The 17,229-nt window shown below is 57.3% G+C and carries 18 protein-coding genes and 1 tRNA gene; 17 read left to right on the top strand and 2 right to left on the bottom strand.

Features of this window, described 5'->3' with window-relative positions:
* Positions 1-23: 23 nt before the first annotated feature.
* The 3 genes from carB to Q1W26_RS10010 are packed head-to-tail and all read left to right on the top strand — an operon-like array spanning position 24 to position 4,194.
* The gene (gene carB, locus Q1W26_RS10020; protein WP_300439284.1) at positions 24-3,248 is read left to right on the top strand and encodes a carbamoyl-phosphate synthase large subunit; all 3,225 of its coding nucleotides are present in this window, start codon (positions 24-26) and stop codon (positions 3,246-3,248) included.
* The gene (gene greA / locus Q1W26_RS10015) at positions 3,245-3,721 is read left to right on the top strand and encodes a transcription elongation factor GreA (protein ID WP_300439282.1); all 477 of its coding nucleotides are present in this window, start codon (positions 3,245-3,247) and stop codon (positions 3,719-3,721) included. Before carB ends, greA begins: the two co-directional genes overlap by 4 nt.
* Positions 3,722-3,732: 11 nt before the next feature.
* Complete coding sequence (locus tag Q1W26_RS10010) at positions 3,733-4,194, top strand: DUF4149 domain-containing protein (protein ID WP_300439279.1); 462 nt, start codon at positions 3,733-3,735, stop codon at positions 4,192-4,194.
* Between the two features lie 16 nt (positions 4,195-4,210).
* On the opposite strand, the gene yhbY is transcribed toward Q1W26_RS10010, so the two are convergent.
* Positions 4,211-4,660 (bottom strand): ribosome assembly RNA-binding protein YhbY, encoded by a 450-nt coding sequence (gene yhbY / locus Q1W26_RS10005; protein WP_300439276.1) that lies wholly within the window; start codon positions 4,658-4,660, stop codon positions 4,211-4,213.
* Between the two features lie 38 nt (positions 4,661-4,698).
* On the opposite strand from yhbY, the gene rlmE reads away from it, so the two are divergent.
* The 4 genes from rlmE (at position 4,699) to glmM (ending at position 10,322) form a co-directional block, all read left to right on the top strand.
* On the top strand, positions 4,699-5,319 hold the full coding sequence (gene rlmE / locus Q1W26_RS10000; protein ID WP_300439273.1) for a 23S rRNA (uridine(2552)-2'-O)-methyltransferase RlmE: 621 nt from the start codon (positions 4,699-4,701) through the stop codon (positions 5,317-5,319).
* A gap of 805 nt (positions 5,320-6,124) precedes the next feature.
* A complete protein-coding gene (gene ftsH, locus Q1W26_RS09995; RefSeq protein ID WP_300439270.1) occupies positions 6,125-8,017 on the top strand; it encodes an ATP-dependent zinc metalloprotease FtsH in 1,893 nt (630 codons plus the stop codon).
* A gap of 122 nt (positions 8,018-8,139) precedes the next feature.
* Positions 8,140-8,919, top strand: coding sequence for a dihydropteroate synthase (gene folP / locus Q1W26_RS09990; protein ID WP_300439267.1), 780 nt, complete (start codon positions 8,140-8,142; stop codon positions 8,917-8,919).
* A gap of 50 nt (positions 8,920-8,969) precedes the next feature.
* On the top strand, positions 8,970-10,322 hold the full coding sequence (gene glmM / locus Q1W26_RS09985; protein WP_300439264.1) for a phosphoglucosamine mutase: 1,353 nt from the start codon (positions 8,970-8,972) through the stop codon (positions 10,320-10,322).
* Here glmM and Q1W26_RS09980 read toward each other — a convergent pair.
* On the bottom strand, positions 10,319-10,474 hold the full coding sequence (locus Q1W26_RS09980; protein WP_300439261.1) for a hypothetical protein: 156 nt from the start codon (positions 10,472-10,474) through the stop codon (positions 10,319-10,321). The genes glmM and Q1W26_RS09980 overlap by 4 nt on opposite strands.
* Between Q1W26_RS09980 and pstS the strand changes: the two genes are divergently transcribed.
* From pstS to Q1W26_RS09930, 10 genes are all read left to right on the top strand, one after another.
* Positions 10,473-11,510, top strand: a complete 1,038-nt coding sequence (gene pstS / locus Q1W26_RS09975; protein ID WP_300439258.1) for a phosphate ABC transporter substrate-binding protein PstS — start codon at positions 10,473-10,475, stop codon at positions 11,508-11,510. The two genes, Q1W26_RS09980 and pstS, sit on opposite strands and share 2 nt — an antisense overlap.
* 179 nt (positions 11,511-11,689) lie before the next feature.
* The gene (gene pstC, locus Q1W26_RS09970; protein WP_300439254.1) at positions 11,690-12,652 is read left to right on the top strand and encodes a phosphate ABC transporter permease subunit PstC; all 963 of its coding nucleotides are present in this window, start codon (positions 11,690-11,692) and stop codon (positions 12,650-12,652) included.
* Positions 12,652-13,497: a phosphate ABC transporter permease PstA gene (gene pstA, locus Q1W26_RS09965; protein ID WP_300439251.1), complete on the top strand. Its 846-nt coding sequence runs from the start codon at positions 12,652-12,654 to the stop codon at positions 13,495-13,497. The genes pstC and pstA overlap by 1 nt, the downstream gene beginning before the upstream one ends.
* A gap of 40 nt (positions 13,498-13,537) precedes the next feature.
* The gene (pstB, locus tag Q1W26_RS09960; RefSeq protein ID WP_300439370.1) at positions 13,538-14,344 is read left to right on the top strand and encodes a phosphate ABC transporter ATP-binding protein PstB; all 807 of its coding nucleotides are present in this window, start codon (positions 13,538-13,540) and stop codon (positions 14,342-14,344) included.
* A gap of 97 nt (positions 14,345-14,441) precedes the next feature.
* The gene (gene tpiA, locus Q1W26_RS09955) at positions 14,442-15,203 is read left to right on the top strand and encodes a triose-phosphate isomerase (protein WP_366143662.1); all 762 of its coding nucleotides are present in this window, start codon (positions 14,442-14,444) and stop codon (positions 15,201-15,203) included.
* Positions 15,204-15,224: 21 nt separating this feature from the next.
* Entirely contained in the window at positions 15,225-15,587 is a 363-nt protein-coding gene (gene secG, locus Q1W26_RS09950; protein WP_300439245.1) for a preprotein translocase subunit SecG, read from the top strand.
* Between the two features lie 62 nt (positions 15,588-15,649).
* Positions 15,650-15,734 (top strand) — tRNA-Leu (locus Q1W26_RS09945).
* Between the two features lie 85 nt (positions 15,735-15,819).
* Positions 15,820-16,194 (top strand): NADH-quinone oxidoreductase subunit A, encoded by a 375-nt coding sequence (ndhC, locus tag Q1W26_RS09940; protein ID WP_300439242.1) that lies wholly within the window; start codon positions 15,820-15,822, stop codon positions 16,192-16,194.
* 46 nt (positions 16,195-16,240) lie between these two features.
* Positions 16,241-16,717, top strand: a complete 477-nt coding sequence (locus tag Q1W26_RS09935; protein WP_169145099.1) for an NADH-quinone oxidoreductase subunit B — start codon at positions 16,241-16,243, stop codon at positions 16,715-16,717.
* Positions 16,718-16,722: 5 nt separating this feature from the next.
* On the top strand, positions 16,723-17,229 hold a 507-nt coding region (locus tag Q1W26_RS09930; RefSeq protein ID WP_300439240.1), incomplete at its 3' end, for an NADH-quinone oxidoreductase subunit C.

The following is a 17,229-nucleotide window of genomic DNA, read 5'->3' as shown; positions in this document are numbered from 1 at the left end:
TGCAATCCAGTCGCTGAAGAACTATGCCCAAACGTACAGACATCAAGACCATTCTCATCATTGGCGCCGGCCCGATCATCATCGGCCAGGCCTGTGAATTCGATTACTCCGGCGCACAAGCCTGCAAGGCCTTGCGCGAAGAGGGCTACAAGGTCGTGCTGGTGAATTCGAACCCGGCTACGATCATGACCGATCCGGAAACGGCCGACGTCACCTACATAGAGCCGATCACCTGGCAGGTTGTCGAGCGCATCATTGAAAAAGAGCGTCCCGACGCAGTGCTGCCGACCATGGGCGGCCAGACGGCGCTCAACTGCGCGCTTGATCTCGCCAAGCACGGTGTGCTCGCCAAGTACAACGTCGAACTCATCGGTGCCAAGGAAGAGGCCATCGACAAGGCCGAGGACCGCATGAAGTTCAAGGATGCCATGACCAAGATCGGTCTCGGCTCCGCGCGTTCCGGCGTTGCCCACAGTCTTGAAGAAGCGAATCAGGTGCAGGCCGAAATCGGCTTCCCGGTCATTATTCGCCCATCCTTCACGCTCGGCGGTACTGGCGGCGGCATTGCCTACAATCCCGAAGAGTTCGTCGAGATCTGCAAGCGCGGCCTCGAAGCCAGCCCGACCAACGAACTCCTCATCGAAGAGTCCCTGATCGGCTGGAAGGAATATGAGATGGAAGTGGTTCGCGACACCGCGGACAACTGCATCATCGTCTGTTCCATCGAGAACCTCGATCCGATGGGCGTGCATACCGGTGACTCGATCACCGTCGCCCCGGCCCAGACGCTGACCGACAAGGAGTATCAGATCCTGCGCAACGCCTCCATCGCGGTGCTGCGCGAGATCGGCGTTGATACTGGCGGTTCCAACGTTCAGTTTGCGATCAACCCGAAAGACGGTCGCATGATCGTCATCGAGATGAATCCGCGGGTGTCGCGTTCGTCGGCGCTTGCCTCGAAGGCCACCGGTTTCCCGATCGCCAAGGTGGCGGCCAAGCTGGCAGTCGGCTTTACCCTTGACGAGCTGAAGAACGACATCACCGGTGGAGCGACCCCGGCGTCCTTCGAGCCGTCCATCGACTACGTCGTCACGAAGATTCCGCGTTTTGCCTTCGAGAAGTTCCCGATGGCCAACGACCGCCTGACGACGCAGATGAAGTCGGTAGGTGAAGTCATGGCCATGGGCCGTACTTTCCAGGAGTCCTTCCAGAAGGCCTTGCGCGGCCTCGAGACCGGCGTCTATGGCCTCGATGAAGTCGAAACCGATCCTGACGAGCTCGAACGCGAACTCGGCGCGCCGGGTTCGCTGCGCATCTGGTACGTTGGCCAGGCCTTCCGGGAAGGCATGACCCTCGAACAGGTTCATTCGCTGACCCGCATCGATCCGTGGTTCCTGGTTCAGATCGAAGACATCATCACCACTGAAAAATCCCTGACAGGCCGCTCGCTCAAGGGGCTTGGTGCGGCAGAACTGCGCGAGCTCAAGCGCAAGGGCTTTGCTGACCGTCGTCTGGCCAAGCTGCTGGGGACCGATGAAACGTCCGTCCGACTGCATCGTCACTCTGTCGGTGTTCGTCCGGTTTACAAGCGCGTGGATACTTGCGCAGCCGAGTTTTCCACTTCGACTGCTTACCTGTACTCCTCCTATGAGGACGAGTGCGAGGCTCAGCCGACCAGCAACAAGAAGATCATGGTTCTCGGCGGCGGGCCGAACCGGATTGGCCAGGGTATCGAGTTCGACTACTGCTGCGTGCACGCAGCGATGGCCATGCGGGAAGATGGTTACGAGACCATCATGGTCAACTGTAATCCGGAAACCGTTTCTACCGACTACGACACATCCGATCGCCTCTACTTCGAGCCGCTGACCCTTGAGGACATCCTCGAAATCGTCGCCGTCGAAAAGCCCGTTGGTGTCATCGTCCAGTTTGGTGGTCAGACTCCGCTTAAGCGTGCGCGTGAGCTCGAAGCCAACGGCGTGCCCATCATCGGCACCAGCCCCGACATGATCGACGCGGCTGAAGACCGCGAGCGCTTCCAGAAGCTGCTGTTCGAACTGGGCCTCAAGCAGCCGCCCAACCGCACCGCCCGTACGCCGGAAGATGCCGTGCGTCTGGCTGCTGAAATAGGCTACCCGCTGGTGGTGCGTCCCAGCTACGTGCTGGGCGGCCGGGCGATGGAAATCGTCCATGAGCAGAAGGATCTCGAGCGTTACATGCGCGAGGCGGTCAAGGTTTCCAATGACTCGCCGGTGCTCCTCGACCGCTTCCTCAACGACGCCACCGAAGTGGACGTCGACGCCTTGTCGGACGGCAAGCGCGTGATGATCGGCGGCATCATGGAGCACATCGAGCAGGCCGGCGTGCACTCGGGCGATTCCGCCTGTTCGCTGCCGCCCTACACGCTGTCCGCCAAGTTGCAGGATGAACTGCGCCGCCAGACCGAAGCGATGGCGCGTGCGCTCAACGTTTGCGGCCTGATGAACGTCCAGTTCGCGATTCAGGGCCAGGGCGACGCCGCCGTGGTCTATGTGCTGGAAGTGAACCCCCGTGCCTCGCGCACCGTTCCCTTTGTGTCCAAGGCGTGCAGCCTGCAACTGGCCAAGATTGCAGCCCGCTGCATGGCGGGTCGCAGCCTGGATGACCAGGGTATCGTCGGCGAGATCGTGCCGCCTTACTACTCGGTGAAGGAAGCTGTTTTCCCCTTCGTCAAGTTCCCGGGCGTCGATACCATCCTCGGACCGGAAATGAAGTCCACCGGCGAAGTGATGGGCGTTGGCCGTACTTTTGCCGAAGCCTTCGTCAAGAGTCAGTTGGGCGCGGGGGTGCGCCTGCCGACTTCCGGCAAGGCGTTTGTCAGCGTCAAGCACGCAGATCGCCCGAAGGCGATCGAAGTGGCGCGCGAACTCATCGATCTCGGCTTCACCGTCGTGGCGACCCGCGGCACCGCTGCGGCAATGACCGCGGCTGGCCTGTCGGTATCGGAAGTGAACAAGGTGAACGAAGGTCGTCCGCACATTGTGGACATGATCAAGAACAACGAGATCAGTCTTGTCGTCAACACCGTAGAGGAAAAGCGCCAGGCCGTGGCTGACTCTCGCTCGATCCGGACCAGCGCCCTGGCCGCCAAGGTCACGGTGTACACCACGATTGAAGGCGCCCGCGCAGCGTGCATGGGTATGCGACACCTTTCAGGCCTCGAGGCGTATTCGCTGCAGGATCTCCATGCGGAGCTGGCCAAGGCATGAACAAGGTTCCCCTTACCGTTACTGGTGCCGAGAAGTTGCGGCAAGAGTTGCAGCGACTGAAAACAGTGGACCGCCCCAATGTGATCGCAGCGATCGCCGAGGCGCGGTCCCACGGGGATCTTTCGGAAAATGCCGAGTACGACGCAGCAAAGGAGCGTCAAGGCTTTGTCGAAGGGCGGATTCGTGAGGTTGAAGGCAAGTTGTCCAACGCCCAGATCATCGATCCGCAGCTTCTCGATGCTGACGGCCGCTGCGTGTTCGGTGCGACCGTCGAACTTGAAGACCTGGATACCGGTGAAACCCTGACTTATCAGATCGTTGGTGACGACGAAGCCGATATCAAGGAGGGCAAGATTGCGATCACGTCACCGATCGCGCGTGCCCTGATTGGCAAGTTCGCGGGCGACGTAGCCGAAGTCCAGGCCCCGAAGGGGGTGCGCGAACTGGAATTGATCGACGTACGCTACGTTTGAGCCCATTCCCGATGCAGCGTTTAGCCGAGCACCTTTACAGCATCCTGATCACTTTGTGGGTCGGGGCTTTGTGGGCCATCGGCTATCTGGCCGCGCCCACGCTGTTTCGGGTTCTGGACGACCGTGCTCTTGCCGGTAATCTGGCTGGTCAGATGTTTACCTATGTCGCCTGGCTCGGTATGGCGGCTGCGGCTTACCTGCTGGTATTTCTGGCGCTCCGCAAAAACGGGGCCGCGTTCAAGAGCGCAGTATTCTGGTTGGTCTTGCTGATGCTACTGCTGACGGTGGCCAGTTACTTCGGTCTTCAGCCGGTTCTGGCCCAACTCAAGGCAGACTCATTTCCGCGCGAAGTCATGGAAAGTGCCCTGCGTAGCCGTTTTGCGGCATGGCATGGCGTTTCCAGTATCGTTTACCTGATCCAGAGCCTGTTGGGATTGTTTCTGGTGGCATTGCAAGGCCGCGGTCTGCGCTGACCGGGCCATGCAGGGCTCAGCGCTGAGCGCCGCCGCGGGACTTGCCAGGAGCAGCAGCAAACCAGTGGGGCTTCTTCGGGGCTTTGCTTGAAAGAGATGACATGCCGCGATTGGCCGAAAGGACTTTTGCGGATTTGGCTTTGGCTGGCGATTTCCGGCGTTTCTCTGCAGGAATCGCGGAAGATGATTCTTCCTCGCGCTTCTCCCGCCACACTACCAGTGTCTTGCCGATGTGTTGAACCGAGGCGGCACCGAGTTCGGTGCAGACTGTTGCCAGGATCGAATCTCGCTGGGCACGATCTTCCCCATAGACCCTGATCTTGATGAGCTCATGAGCCTGAAGGGCGTGGTCGATTTCCTTGAGTACCGCTGGAGTCAGGCCGTTGCTGGCTACGCTGACGACGGGATTAAGGTGGTGGGCTTGTGCGCGAAACGCTCGCCGCTGGGCGGGACTGAGTTCAGTCATTTTGCAACCCATTGAAAGAAGGGCAGTATTGTACCGCGATGAAGCGCACCAAGACCAGTAAATCATGGATGACAGAGCACGTGAACGATCCTTTCGTTCAACGCGCCAAGGCTGAAGGGCTGCGTGCCAGGGCCGCCTACAAGCTGACCGAGATCGACGATAAGGACAAACTCCTCCGTCCAGGCATGGTTGTCGTCGACCTCGGAGCCGCACCGGGCTCGTGGAGTCAGATTGCGGCGACCCGCGTCGGCGAGAAAGGCAGGGTTTTCGCGCTCGATCTCTTGCCGATGGAGCCGATACGTGGCGTGGAGTTCATGCAGGGCGATTTTCACGACGAAGCCTTTGTCGTGCTTTTCGAGGCGCAGCTTGGTTCTCAAAGCGCCGACCTTGTATTGTCGGACATCGCGCCCAATATCTCGGGTATCCCGAGTGTTGATCAGGCCCGGTCCATCCATCTGGCGGAACTGGCGCTGGATTTTGCGCAGCGTCATCTGGCTCAAGGCGGGCGTTTTCTCGTCAAGGTCTTCCAGGGGCAGGGCTTCGAGGAATTCCGCAAGGAGGTGGAGGCGAGTTTTAAAACTGTCGTTGTGCGCAAGCCCCAGGCGTCGCGGGGACGAAGTTCCGAAGTTTACTTGCTCGGATCAGGCAAGCGCATCTGATGTTGCGTATCTGGGGCAGGCCTGAAAAGTTTGCTCCATCAAAAAATATTCTTGAGGCCGGTGCCGACACGGGCGTCGAGCGTGTCGAGGCACGGTGTTGAGTGGCCATCCGGAGGATGGTCGATCGGGCGCCAGAGATTTTTGATCTGGTTCCGTTCGGGACGGCAGGATGTAAAGGGTAGGACGCCTGGCCGCGCAGCCATTTCAGCGTGGAATGATGATGTGGCCTGCGGGCTTTCAGACAAAAGCAGCCCCCTTGATTGTCAATGCTCGCGTGTTCACATGCACGGACTTGGCGCCGGCCTGTTCGCGGCGAGCCAGTCGTGCTGGCTACGACAGTGTTTCTCGCGTGACCACCTGACCGGGCACTTGATGTCGCAGGCGGATAACTTGGGGCTCCCCCGCACACATGATCCGGCAGGCCGTCCAGGCAGTGCTCAACCCGTCGGCGACGTGAAGTGATCACGGACTTAAAAGTCAATCCATGTCGTTCGGCTGCTGCTTTGCGTGTTTTGCCTTCCGGCGGCGGCAGCGCATTCTGTGCTTCTTCAGGATCTTCTGCCGTTTCAATTTTTCGCTAGTGCTCGAAGCCGGGACCACGCACAGTGTCACCCGGAATTCCGGCGCTCGAGGGCATGACAAAACCTTGCCGCAAGCTCCCCAACCGTCGATTGGTGGCAACGACTTCGCGGAGCAATCTTGTCATTAATATTTACTATCGTGAGGATGATTTGATCCGCCGAACGATCGGACTTAGAATCGGTCCACTATGCTATGGCCCCTGTCGGGCCTTCAAGGAATCGCGTTGAACAATTTATTCAAGAATCTTGCGATCTGGTTGGTGATCGGCGTTGTGCTGATGACTGTATTCAACCAGTTCAACAACCGCCAGGCCGCCCAGAATTCGGTCGAGTACTCGCAGTTCATGGAGGACGCGAAGCAAGGCAAGATCGCCAAGGCGGTCGTTGATGGGCGGACAGTGCGTGCTTCGACTCAGGATGGCCGGCAGATCACGGTCTATACCCCCGGCGTGCAGGACATCTGGATGGTCGGTGACCTGATGCGCTATGGCGTGAAAGTCACGGCGGCGAAGCCAGAGGAGGAGCAGTCCTTCCTGATGAACATATTCGTGTCGTGGTTTCCGATGGTTCTCTTGATTGGCGTGTGGGTCTTCTTCATGCGCCAGATGCAGGGTGGCGGGCGCGGCGGTGCATTTTCCTTTGGCAAGTCCAAAGCCAAGATGCTCGACGATTCGGCAAACACGGTGACCTTTGCAGACGTGGCCGGCTGTGATGAGGCCAAGGATGAGGTTGGCGAACTCGTAGAGTTCCTGCGTGATCCGACCAAGTTCCAGAAGCTTGGCGGGCATATTCCCAAGGGTGTGCTGATGGTTGGCTCGCCCGGTACCGGCAAAACGCTGCTCGCCAAGGCTATTGCAGGCGAGGCAAAAGTGCCGTTCTTCTCGATTTCGGGTTCCGATTTCGTGGAAATGTTTGTCGGCGTTGGCGCTGCCCGCGTACGGGACATGTTCGAACAGGCCAAGAAGCAGGCTCCGTGCATTATTTTTATCGATGAAATCGATGCAGTTGGCCGGCAGCGTGGCGCAGGTCTCGGCGGAGGCAATGACGAGCGTGAGCAAACCCTTAACCAGTTGCTTGTCGAGATGGATGGGTTTGAAGGCGTGTCCGGTGTCATCGTAATCGCAGCGACCAACCGGCCCGATGTGCTTGATCCGGCCCTGCTGCGTCCGGGCCGTTTCGACCGCCAGGTAGTCGTTCCCCTGCCCGACATTCGTGGGCGTGAGCAGATCCTGCGCGTTCACATGCGCAAGGTGCCCATCGCACCTGACGTTGATGCAATGATTCTGGCGCGTGGCTGCCCTGGATTTGCTGGCGCCGATCTCGCCAACCTTGTGAATGAAGCGGCCCTGTTCGCAGCTCGGGGTAACAAGCGTCTTGTGGATATGGATGACTTTGAGCGCGCGAAGGACAAGATCATGATGGGCGCGGAGCGTCGCTCCATGGTCATGCCTGAGGAAGAGCGTCGTAACACCGCGTACCACGAGTCGGGTCACGCGGTTGTCGCCAAATGCTTGACCAAAACCGATCCGGTCCACAAGGTCACGATCATTCCGCGCGGGCGAGCTTTGGGCGTCACGATGCAGCTTCCTGAGCAGGATCGCTACAGCCAGGACAGGGAGCGTTTGCTTCAGACTATCGCGGTGCTTTTCGGTGGCCGGATCGCCGAAGAGATTTTCATGAACCAGATGACTACCGGTGCTTCGAACGATTTTCAGCGTGCCACCGATCTGGCCCGCCGGATGGTGACCCAGTGGGGCATGTCCGACAATCTTGGGCCTATGGTCTACGGCGAGGAGGAAGGCGAAGTTTTCCTCGGGCGATCTGTTACGACTCACAAGAATATGTCGGAAGCAACGCTGCAGAAGGTGGATGCAGAGATTCGCCGCATTCTTGATCAGCAATACGCTCTGGCTCGTCGCCTGATCGAGGAGAGTCGCGACAAGGTCGAGGCAATGACTGCAGCTCTTCTGGAACTGGAGACCATTGATGCTGATCAGATCAATGACATCATGGCCGGAAAGCCTCCTCGCGCTCCCAAGCCCTCGTCCCAGCCGCCACGTCGTCCGAGTGATGACTCCCCAGGCGCGGCGCCGACAGCGACTGCTCCCGCCGCTTGATTCATTGAGTTGATTATTCAAGGGGCCGGCTTTTGAGCCGGCCCTCTTTCGTTTGAGCTTTCCATATGTCCCGAATTCTTCGATGTGGTCGTTTCCGTCTTGATCTTTCACGGCCAAAGATCATGGCGATCATCAACGTGACGAGTGATTCCTTTTCCGGTGATGGTTGCCCCAGTCTCGAAGCTGCGCTGCGCTCTGCGGAGCGAGCGGTGGAGGAGGGGGCCGATCTCCTTGATATCGGCGGAGAGTCTTCACGTCCGGGCGCAATTCCTGTGTCGGAACAGCAGGAGCTCGATCGGGTGATTCCTCTTGTCGAGGCACTGTCCGGCTTTGGCGTCCCGTTGTCGGTCGATACCGTAAAGCCGGTTGTGATGCGTGAGTCGCTGCGTGCTGGCGCAGATCTGATGAATGACATAGCGTCCTTTCGCCTGCCCGGCGCTCTGGAGGCCGTTGGTGCCAGCTCTGCAGCTCTGTGCGTCATGCATATGAAGGGTGAGCCCGCTACGATGCAGCGTGCGCCGCAGTATGGTGAGGTGCTTGCCGAGGTGATGGCCTTTCTCGACGAAAGGGTGAAGACCCTGCTTGCCTTTGGGGTGTCACCTGATCGCATCCTGATCGATCCCGGTTTCGGATTCGGAAAGACGCTTGAGCACAATCTGGCCTTGCTAAGGCAGCTGGATGCATTAGGTGCTGCGGGCTATCCCGTGCTGGTGGGGATGTCGAGAAAGACGATGCTTGGGGCGATCACTGGTCGGGACGTGAGCGAGCGGGTTGTCGCTGGTGCTGCCGCTGCGCTTTTGGCCGTCCAGCGTGGTGCAGATATCATTCGCACCCATGACGTTGGAGTCACTCGTGACGTTTTGCGCTTGTGGGCAGCGCTTGAGGCCGATCCTGCCGAGTAGGTTGCGGCAAAATGCTGAATTAATGAAACGAGTCTTAGTGCGAGGGGAAAATGTCTAGACGTTATTTTGGAACGGATGGTGTGCGTGGTTGTGTCGGTGAGGCGCCCATCACGCCCGATTTCTGTCTGCGTCTTGGTTATGCTGCAGGCAAGACCTTGATTGCCGATGACCATCTGCGTCCTGGCGAACGTCCGGCCGTGATCATCGGCAAGGACACGCGGATTTCTGGCTATATGCTCGAGTCGGCTCTGGAGGCAGGGTTTTCAGCGGCAGGCGTCGACGTATACCTTGCGGGACCCTTGCCTACGCCGGCCATTGCTTACCTTACCCGTGCGCTGCGGCTGCAGGTTGGGGTCGTAATTTCTGCGTCGCACAACCCCTTTCAAGATAACGGGATCAAGTTTTTCTCTGCTGCCGGAACCAAGTTACCTGATTCTGTGGAGCTGGAAATCGAGGCCCGGCTAGATGAGCCCATGGGCTGCGAGCCTTCTTCCCGGCTTGGCAAGGCGCAACGAATTGACGATGCCCGCGGGCGTTATGTCGAGTTCTGCAAGAACACTTTTCCTAACGAGCTCGATCTGCGTGGCATGAAAATCGCCCTTGATTGCGCCAATGGTGCGGCCTACATGGTTGCACCCAAGGTGTTTCACGAGCTTGGGGCTGAACTTGTTCTGGTTGGCGCCGAACCCAATGGAACCAACATCAACGATAAGGTTGGAGCCACGTCTCCGCAGAGCATTCGCGATGCCGTGCTGAAAAGCGGTGCGGATCTTGGCATCGCCCTGGATGGCGATGGCGATCGCATCGTCATGGTGGACGCCAAGGGCGAGATTTACGATGGCGACAAGCTTCTCTACGTCATTGCCAAGGCAGCCAAGGCGGAAGGGGACGCGAACGGCGTCGTGGGAACCCTGATGAGTAACCTGGGCTTCGAGCACGCGGTCGCGCGTCTCGGTCTGCCGTTTGCACGGGCGAAGGTTGGTGATCGTTACGTGCTTGAACTCATGCATGAGAAGGGCTGGAAGCTGGGTGGTGAAAACTCTGGCCACATCATCTGCCTTGATCGTCACACGACAGGTGACGGGATCATCGCCGGTCTGCAGGTGCTGGCTGCTTTGCGCAAACAAAACACCACACTTGACGAGATGTGCGCAGACTTGGTCTTTTACCCACAAAAGCTGGTCAATGTTCCGATCAAGCCCGGCTTTGCGTGGTCGGGCAACGCTGCGATTTCCGAGGCCGTCGAGGCCGCGACGCGCGAACTCGCAGACAAGGGGCGGGTGCTGCTGAGGCCCTCTGGAACTGAGCCACTGCTGCGGGTCATGGTCGAAGGAAGCGACGCGGTTATGGTGGATCGCATTGCCCATGGTCTTGCTGAGGTTGTCAGGGCCGCTGCAGTTTAGTTTTGCTGCGGTGCGATATGTAACAAATCTGAAATTTTCCAATCGTAGAATTCAAGCCGGTACAGTGCTGTTTCGAACAGCCTGTCGCCGGTTTTTTTTTGTGGGCTATCCGCCGGATTTTCCGCGGGCCACTCTGAAATGGAGAAATTCATGCAAGGTTTCATTCGCGCCTGTTCGTTCGCTGTTGCTCTGAGTGGCGCCGCTGTCGCTCAAGCGGCTGATATTACCGGTGCCGGGGCGACCTTCCCGTACCCGATCTACTCCAAGTGGGCCGAGGTGTACAAAGCCAAGACCGGTGCCGGTCTCAATTACCAGTCCATCGGCTCCGGTGGCGGTATCAAGCAGATCAAGGCTCGGACGGTTGATTTCGGTGCTTCCGACATGCCGCTGAAGGCGGAAGACCTCGAGAAAGATGGTCTGGTGCAGTTCCCGGCGGTGATCGGTGGCGTTGTGCCCGTTGTGAACCTTGAGGGCGTTGCGCCTGGCCAAATGCGCCTTGATGGTGGTGTGCTGGCCGACATCTACATGGGCAAGATCAAAAAGTGGAATGATCCGGCCATCGTCGCCCTGAACTCTGGCGTGAAGCTGCCGGACGAGAACATCACGGTCGTGCGCCGTGCTGACGGCTCGGGTACCACCTTCTTGTTCACCAACTATCTGTCGAAGGTCAGTGTTGAGTGGAAAGACAAGGTCGGCGCGGGCACTGCTGTGCAGTGGCCGGAAGGCGTGGGCGGCAAGGGCAACGAAGGTGTTGCATCCTACGTGCAGCGTATCAAGGGTGGTATTGGCTACGTTGAGTACGCCTACGCCAAGAAGAACAAGATGAGTCACCTGGCCCTGAAGAACAAGGCCGGTGAGTACGTTCAGCCTGACGACTTGACCTTCCAGGCGGCCGCTGCTTATGCCGAGTGGAGCAAGGTTCCTGGTTTTGGGGAAATTCTTACCGAGCAGCCGGGCAAGACCAGCTGGCCTATTACCGGTGCCAGTTTTGTGCTGATGCACAAGGTTCAGGCCGATCCGGCCAAGGGGGCCGAAGTGCTGAAGTTCTTCGACTGGGCGTTCAAGAACGGCCAGAAAATCGCCCAGGATCTCGACTACGTTCCGCTGCCGCCTGCTCTGGTTAAGCAGATCGACACTGCCTGGCGTGCCTCCCTCAAGGATGCCTCGGGTCAGCCGATCCTGAAGTAAATCGATTCTTCTCCAGCACGGGTGGGTGGGCGGCAGACACAGGTCGCACATCCATCCGTAGTTTTTTATTTGGTTTAATCAAACGGTGAGCCGTAATGTCATCCCAAAGTACTGCACTCGGATCAGGCGCTGTGCCCGGTAGGGGCGCACTCGGTCTTGCGAATGCCGACTCTGGCTCCATGTTGCCGGAACCGCCGCGTGATCGAATGCGGGTTCAGCGATTACAGGATGCGCTGTTCCACCAGGTCACTCGTTTTTTTGCATTCTCTGTCTTGGCGATTCTTGCTGCCATCATTGCTTCCCTGTTGTACGGCGCCTGGCCGGCATTGCTGGAGTTCGGTGCCGGCTTTCCCTTTAGCGCCGACTGGAATCCGGTGGCGGACAAATTTGGCGGACTGATTTCCGTCTATGGCACGCTGAGTACTTCAGTCATCGCTCTGGTTGTAGCCATACCCGTCAGTTTCGGGATCGCGATTTTTCTGACTGAACTTTGCCCTCCTGTCCTGCGGGGGCCTCTGGGCATCGCTGTTGAGCTTTTGGCGGCCGTGCCCAGCATCATCTACGGGATGTGGGGCCTCTTTGTGTTTGCCCCGCTCTTTGCCGACTACGTCCAGCCCGTTCTGTCGATGACTCTCGGCAACTTGCCTTTTATTGGAACGCTGTTTCAAGGCCCGCAGAACGGGATCGGCATTCTTTCTGCCGGCCTGATCCTGTCCGTCATGGTGATCCCGTTCATCGCATCGGTGATGCGGGATGTTTTCGAAGTGGTGCCGGGCATCCTCAAGGAGTCCGCCTATGGGCTTGGCGCGACGACCTGGGAAGTCGTCTGGAACATCGTGTTGCCCTACACCCGTGTTGGTGTGATCGGTGGCGTCATGTTGGGCCTTGGGCGTGCCCTTGGAGAAACGATGGCGGTGACCTTTGTCATCGGCAACGCACACCGAATCAGTCCGTCACTTTACGAAGCAGGCAACAGCATCGCTTCAACGCTGGCCAACGAGTTCGCCGAGGCCGCGTCTGATCTGCATGTGTCTTCGTTGATCGCTCTGGGCCTGATCCTGTTTTTTGTGACCTTCGTCGTGCTGGCGCTGTCCAAGATTCTGCTGATGCGTCTGGGCCGCAGTGAAGGGGAGAAAACCTGATGAGTGACACAACAGCTCTCTACCGCAAGCGGGTGCGGACCAACCGTATCGCGCTGATGTGCTCATTGTTGGCGATGCTGATCGGCATGAGCTTTCTTGCGTGGATCATGATTGTGCTGCTGTACAAGGGGTTCGGTGCATTGAGCCTGTCTTTGTTCACGCAGTCCACACCGGCACCCGGATCCGATGGCGGCCTCTTCAACGCAATTCTTGGCAGCTTGATGATGGTTGGCGTTTCGACGTTCATTGCAACCCCGATCGGGATCCTGGCAGGTGTTTACTTGTCGGAGTTTGGGCGCAAGGGGTGGTTGGCACCGACGACGCGGTTCATCAACGATATTCTTTTGTCTGCGCCATCGATCGTTATTGGTGTTTTCATCTACGCGGTCTATGTTGCACAGGTGCAGCACTTTTCAGGCTGGGCAGGCTCGCTGGCGCTCGCGTTGATCGCCATTCCGGTCGTCGTGCGGACGACCGAGAATATGCTCAACCTCGTGCCAGGCAGCCTGCGTGAAGCCGCTTCCGCACTTGGAGCCCCACGCTGGAAAGTTGTCTTGCACGTGGTCCTGCGGTCGGCCAGGGCTGGCGTGCTGACGGGAATTCTCCTTGCAATCGCGCGGGTGAGCGGAGAGACGGCGCCGCTGCTTTTCACTGCTCTGAACAACCAATTTACAAGTTATGACCTGAATGGCCCGATGGCCAACCTCCCGGTTGTGATTTTCCAGTTTGCCATGAGCCCTTACGAGAACTGGAACTCACTCGCCTGGGGCGGCGCAATCCTTATCACTTTCGGCGTTCTATGCTTGAACATCGTCGTTCGTACCATGTTCCGCAAAAAGATCTAGGAAACCCATGATGCAATCATCTGTATCGACAAAGCGTGAAATGTCCTTTTCGCATTTGCGCGAGGAGGCAACGACGGCCGTCGCCCATGGAGCGGAGCCAAAGATCAAGATTAGGAATCTTGACTTCTTCTATGGCTCTTTCCAAGGACTCAAGCACATCGATCTAGACATTCAAGAGGGCATGGTTACGGCGTTCATTGGACCGTCTGGCTGTGGCAAGTCAACGCTTCTGCGCACGTTGAACCGGATGTACGACCTCTACCCAGGGCAGCGTGCAACCGGCGAAATCCTCCTGAATGGAAAGAATGTCCTCAGCCCTGACCAGGATGTGAACGCGCTGCGTGCGAAGGTCGGCATGGTTTTCCAGAAGCCGACACCGTTTCCGATGTCAATCTACGAAAACATTGCTTTCGGTGTGCGACTTTACGAAAACCTCTCCCGAGCCGACATGGACAATCGCGTTGAATGGGCCTTGCGCAAAGCCGCCTTGTGGGATGAGGTCAAGGGAAAGTTGAACCAGAGCGGTCTGTCGCTGTCCGGCGGACAGCAACAGCGGTTGTGCATCGCTCGGGGCGTTGCGGTCAAGCCGGAGGTGCTGCTGCTGGATGAGCCAACTTCGGCGCTCGATCCGATTTCGACTGCCAAGGTCGAAGAACTCGTTCATGAGCTCAAGAGTGAATACACGATCGCGATCGTCACACACAACATGCAGCAGGCTGCTCGGGTGTCGGATTACACGGCATACATGTATCTTGGGGAGCTTGTCGAGTTTGGTTTAACCGACGAGATCTTCATCAAGCCCAAACGAAAAGAGACTGAAGACTACATCACCGGACGTTTCGGCTGAGGTCGTAACCCCGGACTGCAGAGGAGGGCTGGCGCTTGCCAGCCCTTTTTTTTGACCTGGGTGCCACGCGGCGATAAAATGGAAAAATTTGGCTTCGGTGCTCAAGGTGCGTAAAAAGCTGGTAATCGGAAACTGGAAGATGAACGGCTGCCTGGAACGCAACGCGTCCCTGCTTGCAGAGTTGCGGCTAATGGGCAGCTCCGAGAGGGTTGAGGTCGTCGTGTGCCCTCCGTTTCCATACGTCTCCCAAGCGAAGGAGATCCTGGCCGGAAGCGCTGTCTCGGTGGGAGCACAAAACCTCAGCTCCTTCAAGGACGGGGCGTACACCGGGGACGTAAGCGGCTCGATGCTGCTGGATTTGGGTTGTTCTTTGGTGATTGTTGGTCACTCGGAGCGCAGAAGTGTCTTTGGCGAGACAGATCATGTCGTCGCCACAAAGGTTGCGTTGGCTCTGGAGTTGGGCCTGAAGCCTATACTCTGCGTTGGCGAAACCCTCGCGCAGCGCGAGGCCGGGGAGGCTGAGGCTGTTGTGCAGGCTCAGCTGGATGGTGTTCTCGCCGTCGTTGGGGCTGCGCTGGCCAGTGATGTCGTTGTTGCGTATGAGCCGGTCTGGGCCATTGGTACCGGTAGGACTGCGACGCCGGATCAGGCTGAGGTGATGCACGCTTTTATTCGCGCTCATCTCGAGCGTAGCGGCGTGGCCGCGCAGAAGGTTAAGATTTTGTATGGGGGAAGCGTGACAGCTGCCAATGCCCCATTGTTGTTTGTCAAGCCTGATATCGATGGGGCGCTCGTAGGTGGTGCTTCCTTGGTGGCGGAGAGTTTTTCCTTAATTTGTGCGGCTGCTGCCGCAATCTGAATCGGATTTTTGGAGGCGGTGATGGGAAGTATTGTGTTTTCGGTTGTGTTGACGGTGCATGTGCTCGCAGGGCTTGGTGTGATTGGCTTGGTGCTCATGCAGCACGGAAAAGGTGCGGATATGGGGGCCGCGTTTGGGAGCGGGGCGTCGGGCAGTCTGTTTGGGTCTTCCGGTTCGGCAAACTTTATGAGTCGAGCAACTGGGGGGCTTGCGGCGGTATTTTTTGTGACTAGCCTTGGTTTGAGCTACCTCGCGGGCTCTAAGGATAATGTGACGAAGAGTGTGATGGATGGAGCTGCTGTTTCGGCGCCGGCAGTCGATCCGGCAGAGGGTTCCGCGGCTCCTGCTGCCGATGGGTCCAAGGCCAAGGACATTCCGCGATAAATTCAAGTCTCTCTTGGCGCTGGTGGGTGATTGTCTTATAATGCTAAGCGTCAAATGAAAAAGCCGACGTGGTGAAATTGGTAGACACGCTATCTTGAGGGGGTAGTGGCGAAAGCCGTATGAGTTCGAGTCTCATCGTCGGCACCATAAAATAAGCAGGCCGCCCGCATATTGCGGGCGTTTGCTTGCAGGCAGCGCTAATGACTGCTGTTCGGTTACGGGAGCTCAAGCTATGTTGGAATCCTATTTTCCAGTTCTAGTATTTATCCTGTTTGCTGCTGTTTTCGGTTTTATTCCCATCATTGCAGGCCGGGTTTTAGGTCCAAACAAGCCTGACGTCGAAAAGCTGTCACCATTCGAGTGTGGCTTTGAACCCTTCGAAGATGCACGCATCAAGTTTGATGTTCGCTACTATCTTCTCGCCATTCTCTTCATTTTGTTCGATCTCGAGATTGCGTTTCTGTTTCCTTGGGCGACAATCTTGAGAGAAATTGCTGCTAACGAGTCTATTCGTCTCTTCGGGTTTTTCGAGATGATTGTCTTTTTGGGCATTCTCCTGCTTGGCTACGTCTACGTTTGGAAAAAAGGCGCTCTCGACTGGGAGTGATCTTAGGTATTTCCTGGACGCACAAATTGTTGGCTAAAGGGTGTTTATGAGCATCGAAGGTGTTTTCAAGGAAGGGTTTGTAACTACTTCGCTTGATACGGTAATCAATTGGACGCGCACGGGGTCTCTCTGGCCAATGACGTTTGGGCTGGCCTGCTGTGCTGTCGAAATGATTCATGCGGGCTGTTCCCGTTACGATCTCGATCGATTCGGCGTCGTGTTCCGTCCAAGTCCCCGCCAATCTGATTTGATGATCGTGGCCGGTACCCTGTGTAACAAGATGGCCCCCGCTCTACGCAAGGTCTACGATCAAATGTCCGAGCCTCGCTGGGTGATATCGATGGGGTCTTGTGCAAACGGTGGTGGTTATTATCACTATTCGTATTCTGTTGTACGGGGCTGTGACAGGATTGTTCCTGTTGATGTGTATGTTCCCGGCTGTCCTCCGACTGCGGAAGCACTCTTGTATGGCATAGTCCAATTGCAAAACAAGATCAAACGTGAATGCACTATCGCCCGCTGACTATCATGAGTGAAAAACTTGAACGTCTAGGCCAAGTGCTGGCTAGCAAATTCGGTGAGAAAATACTTCAAACGCTGACTTCTTGTGGCGAGTTGACCATAGTTGTCTCGGCGAAGGATTACTCCTCAGTTGCCACTGTGTTGCGCGACGATTCCGAACTTCGTTTCGAGCAACTTGTTGATCTGACAGGGCTTGATTATTCCGGCTTTGCAGGGCGTGACGGGGGGGCGCGTTTTGCAGTCGCCTCTCATTTGCTCTCAGTTAGTAACAACTATCGTCTCAGACTTCGTGTTTTCGCAGAGGACGACGCTTTTCCGATGGTCGACTCTGTTTGCGATATCTGGCCCAGTGCTAACTGGTTCGAGCGCGAAGCGTTTGATCTTTTCGGCATAATGTTCAATGGTCATCCAGATCTGCGCAGAATTCTTACTGATTATGGTTTTGTTGGCTATCCTTTCCGCAAAGACTTCCCGATTTCGGGGTACGTTGAAATGCGTTATGACCAAGAGCTT

Source organism: Zoogloea sp. (assembly GCF_030157465.1).
GTDB lineage: Bacteria > Pseudomonadota > Gammaproteobacteria > Burkholderiales > Rhodocyclaceae > Zoogloea.
This window is presented reverse-complemented; position numbering and strand designations above follow the sequence as displayed.

Excerpts from the sequence above, each read along its gene's own strand:
- carB (WP_300439284.1), top strand. The coding sequence starts at position 24 with ATGCCCAAACGTACAGACATCAAGACCATTCTCATCATTGGCGCCGGC.
- greA (WP_300439282.1), top strand. The coding sequence starts at position 3,245 with ATGAACAAGGTTCCCCTTACCGTTACTGGTGCCGAGAAGTTGCGGCAA.
- Q1W26_RS10010 (WP_300439279.1), top strand. The coding sequence starts at position 3,733 with ATGCAGCGTTTAGCCGAGCACCTTTACAGCATCCTGATCACTTTGTGG.
- yhbY (WP_300439276.1), bottom strand. The coding sequence starts at position 4,660 with ATGACTGAACTCAGTCCCGCCCAGCGGCGAGCGTTTCGCGCACAAGCC.
- rlmE (WP_300439273.1), top strand. The coding sequence starts at position 4,699 with ATGAAGCGCACCAAGACCAGTAAATCATGGATGACAGAGCACGTGAAC.
- folP (WP_300439267.1), top strand. The coding sequence starts at position 8,140 with ATGGCGATCATCAACGTGACGAGTGATTCCTTTTCCGGTGATGGTTGC.
- glmM (WP_300439264.1), top strand. The coding sequence starts at position 8,970 with ATGTCTAGACGTTATTTTGGAACGGATGGTGTGCGTGGTTGTGTCGGT.
- pstS (WP_300439258.1), top strand. The coding sequence starts at position 10,473 with ATGCAAGGTTTCATTCGCGCCTGTTCGTTCGCTGTTGCTCTGAGTGGC.
- Q1W26_RS09980 (WP_300439261.1), bottom strand. The coding sequence starts at position 10,474 with ATGAATTTCTCCATTTCAGAGTGGCCCGCGGAAAATCCGGCGGATAGC.
- pstC (WP_300439254.1), top strand. The coding sequence starts at position 11,690 with ATGTTGCCGGAACCGCCGCGTGATCGAATGCGGGTTCAGCGATTACAG.
- pstA (WP_300439251.1), top strand. The coding sequence starts at position 12,652 with ATGAGTGACACAACAGCTCTCTACCGCAAGCGGGTGCGGACCAACCGT.
- pstB (WP_300439370.1), top strand. The coding sequence starts at position 13,538 with ATGTCCTTTTCGCATTTGCGCGAGGAGGCAACGACGGCCGTCGCCCAT.
- secG (WP_300439245.1), top strand. The coding sequence starts at position 15,225 with ATGGGAAGTATTGTGTTTTCGGTTGTGTTGACGGTGCATGTGCTCGCA.
- ndhC (WP_300439242.1), top strand. The coding sequence starts at position 15,820 with ATGTTGGAATCCTATTTTCCAGTTCTAGTATTTATCCTGTTTGCTGCT.
- Q1W26_RS09935 (WP_169145099.1), top strand. The coding sequence starts at position 16,241 with ATGAGCATCGAAGGTGTTTTCAAGGAAGGGTTTGTAACTACTTCGCTT.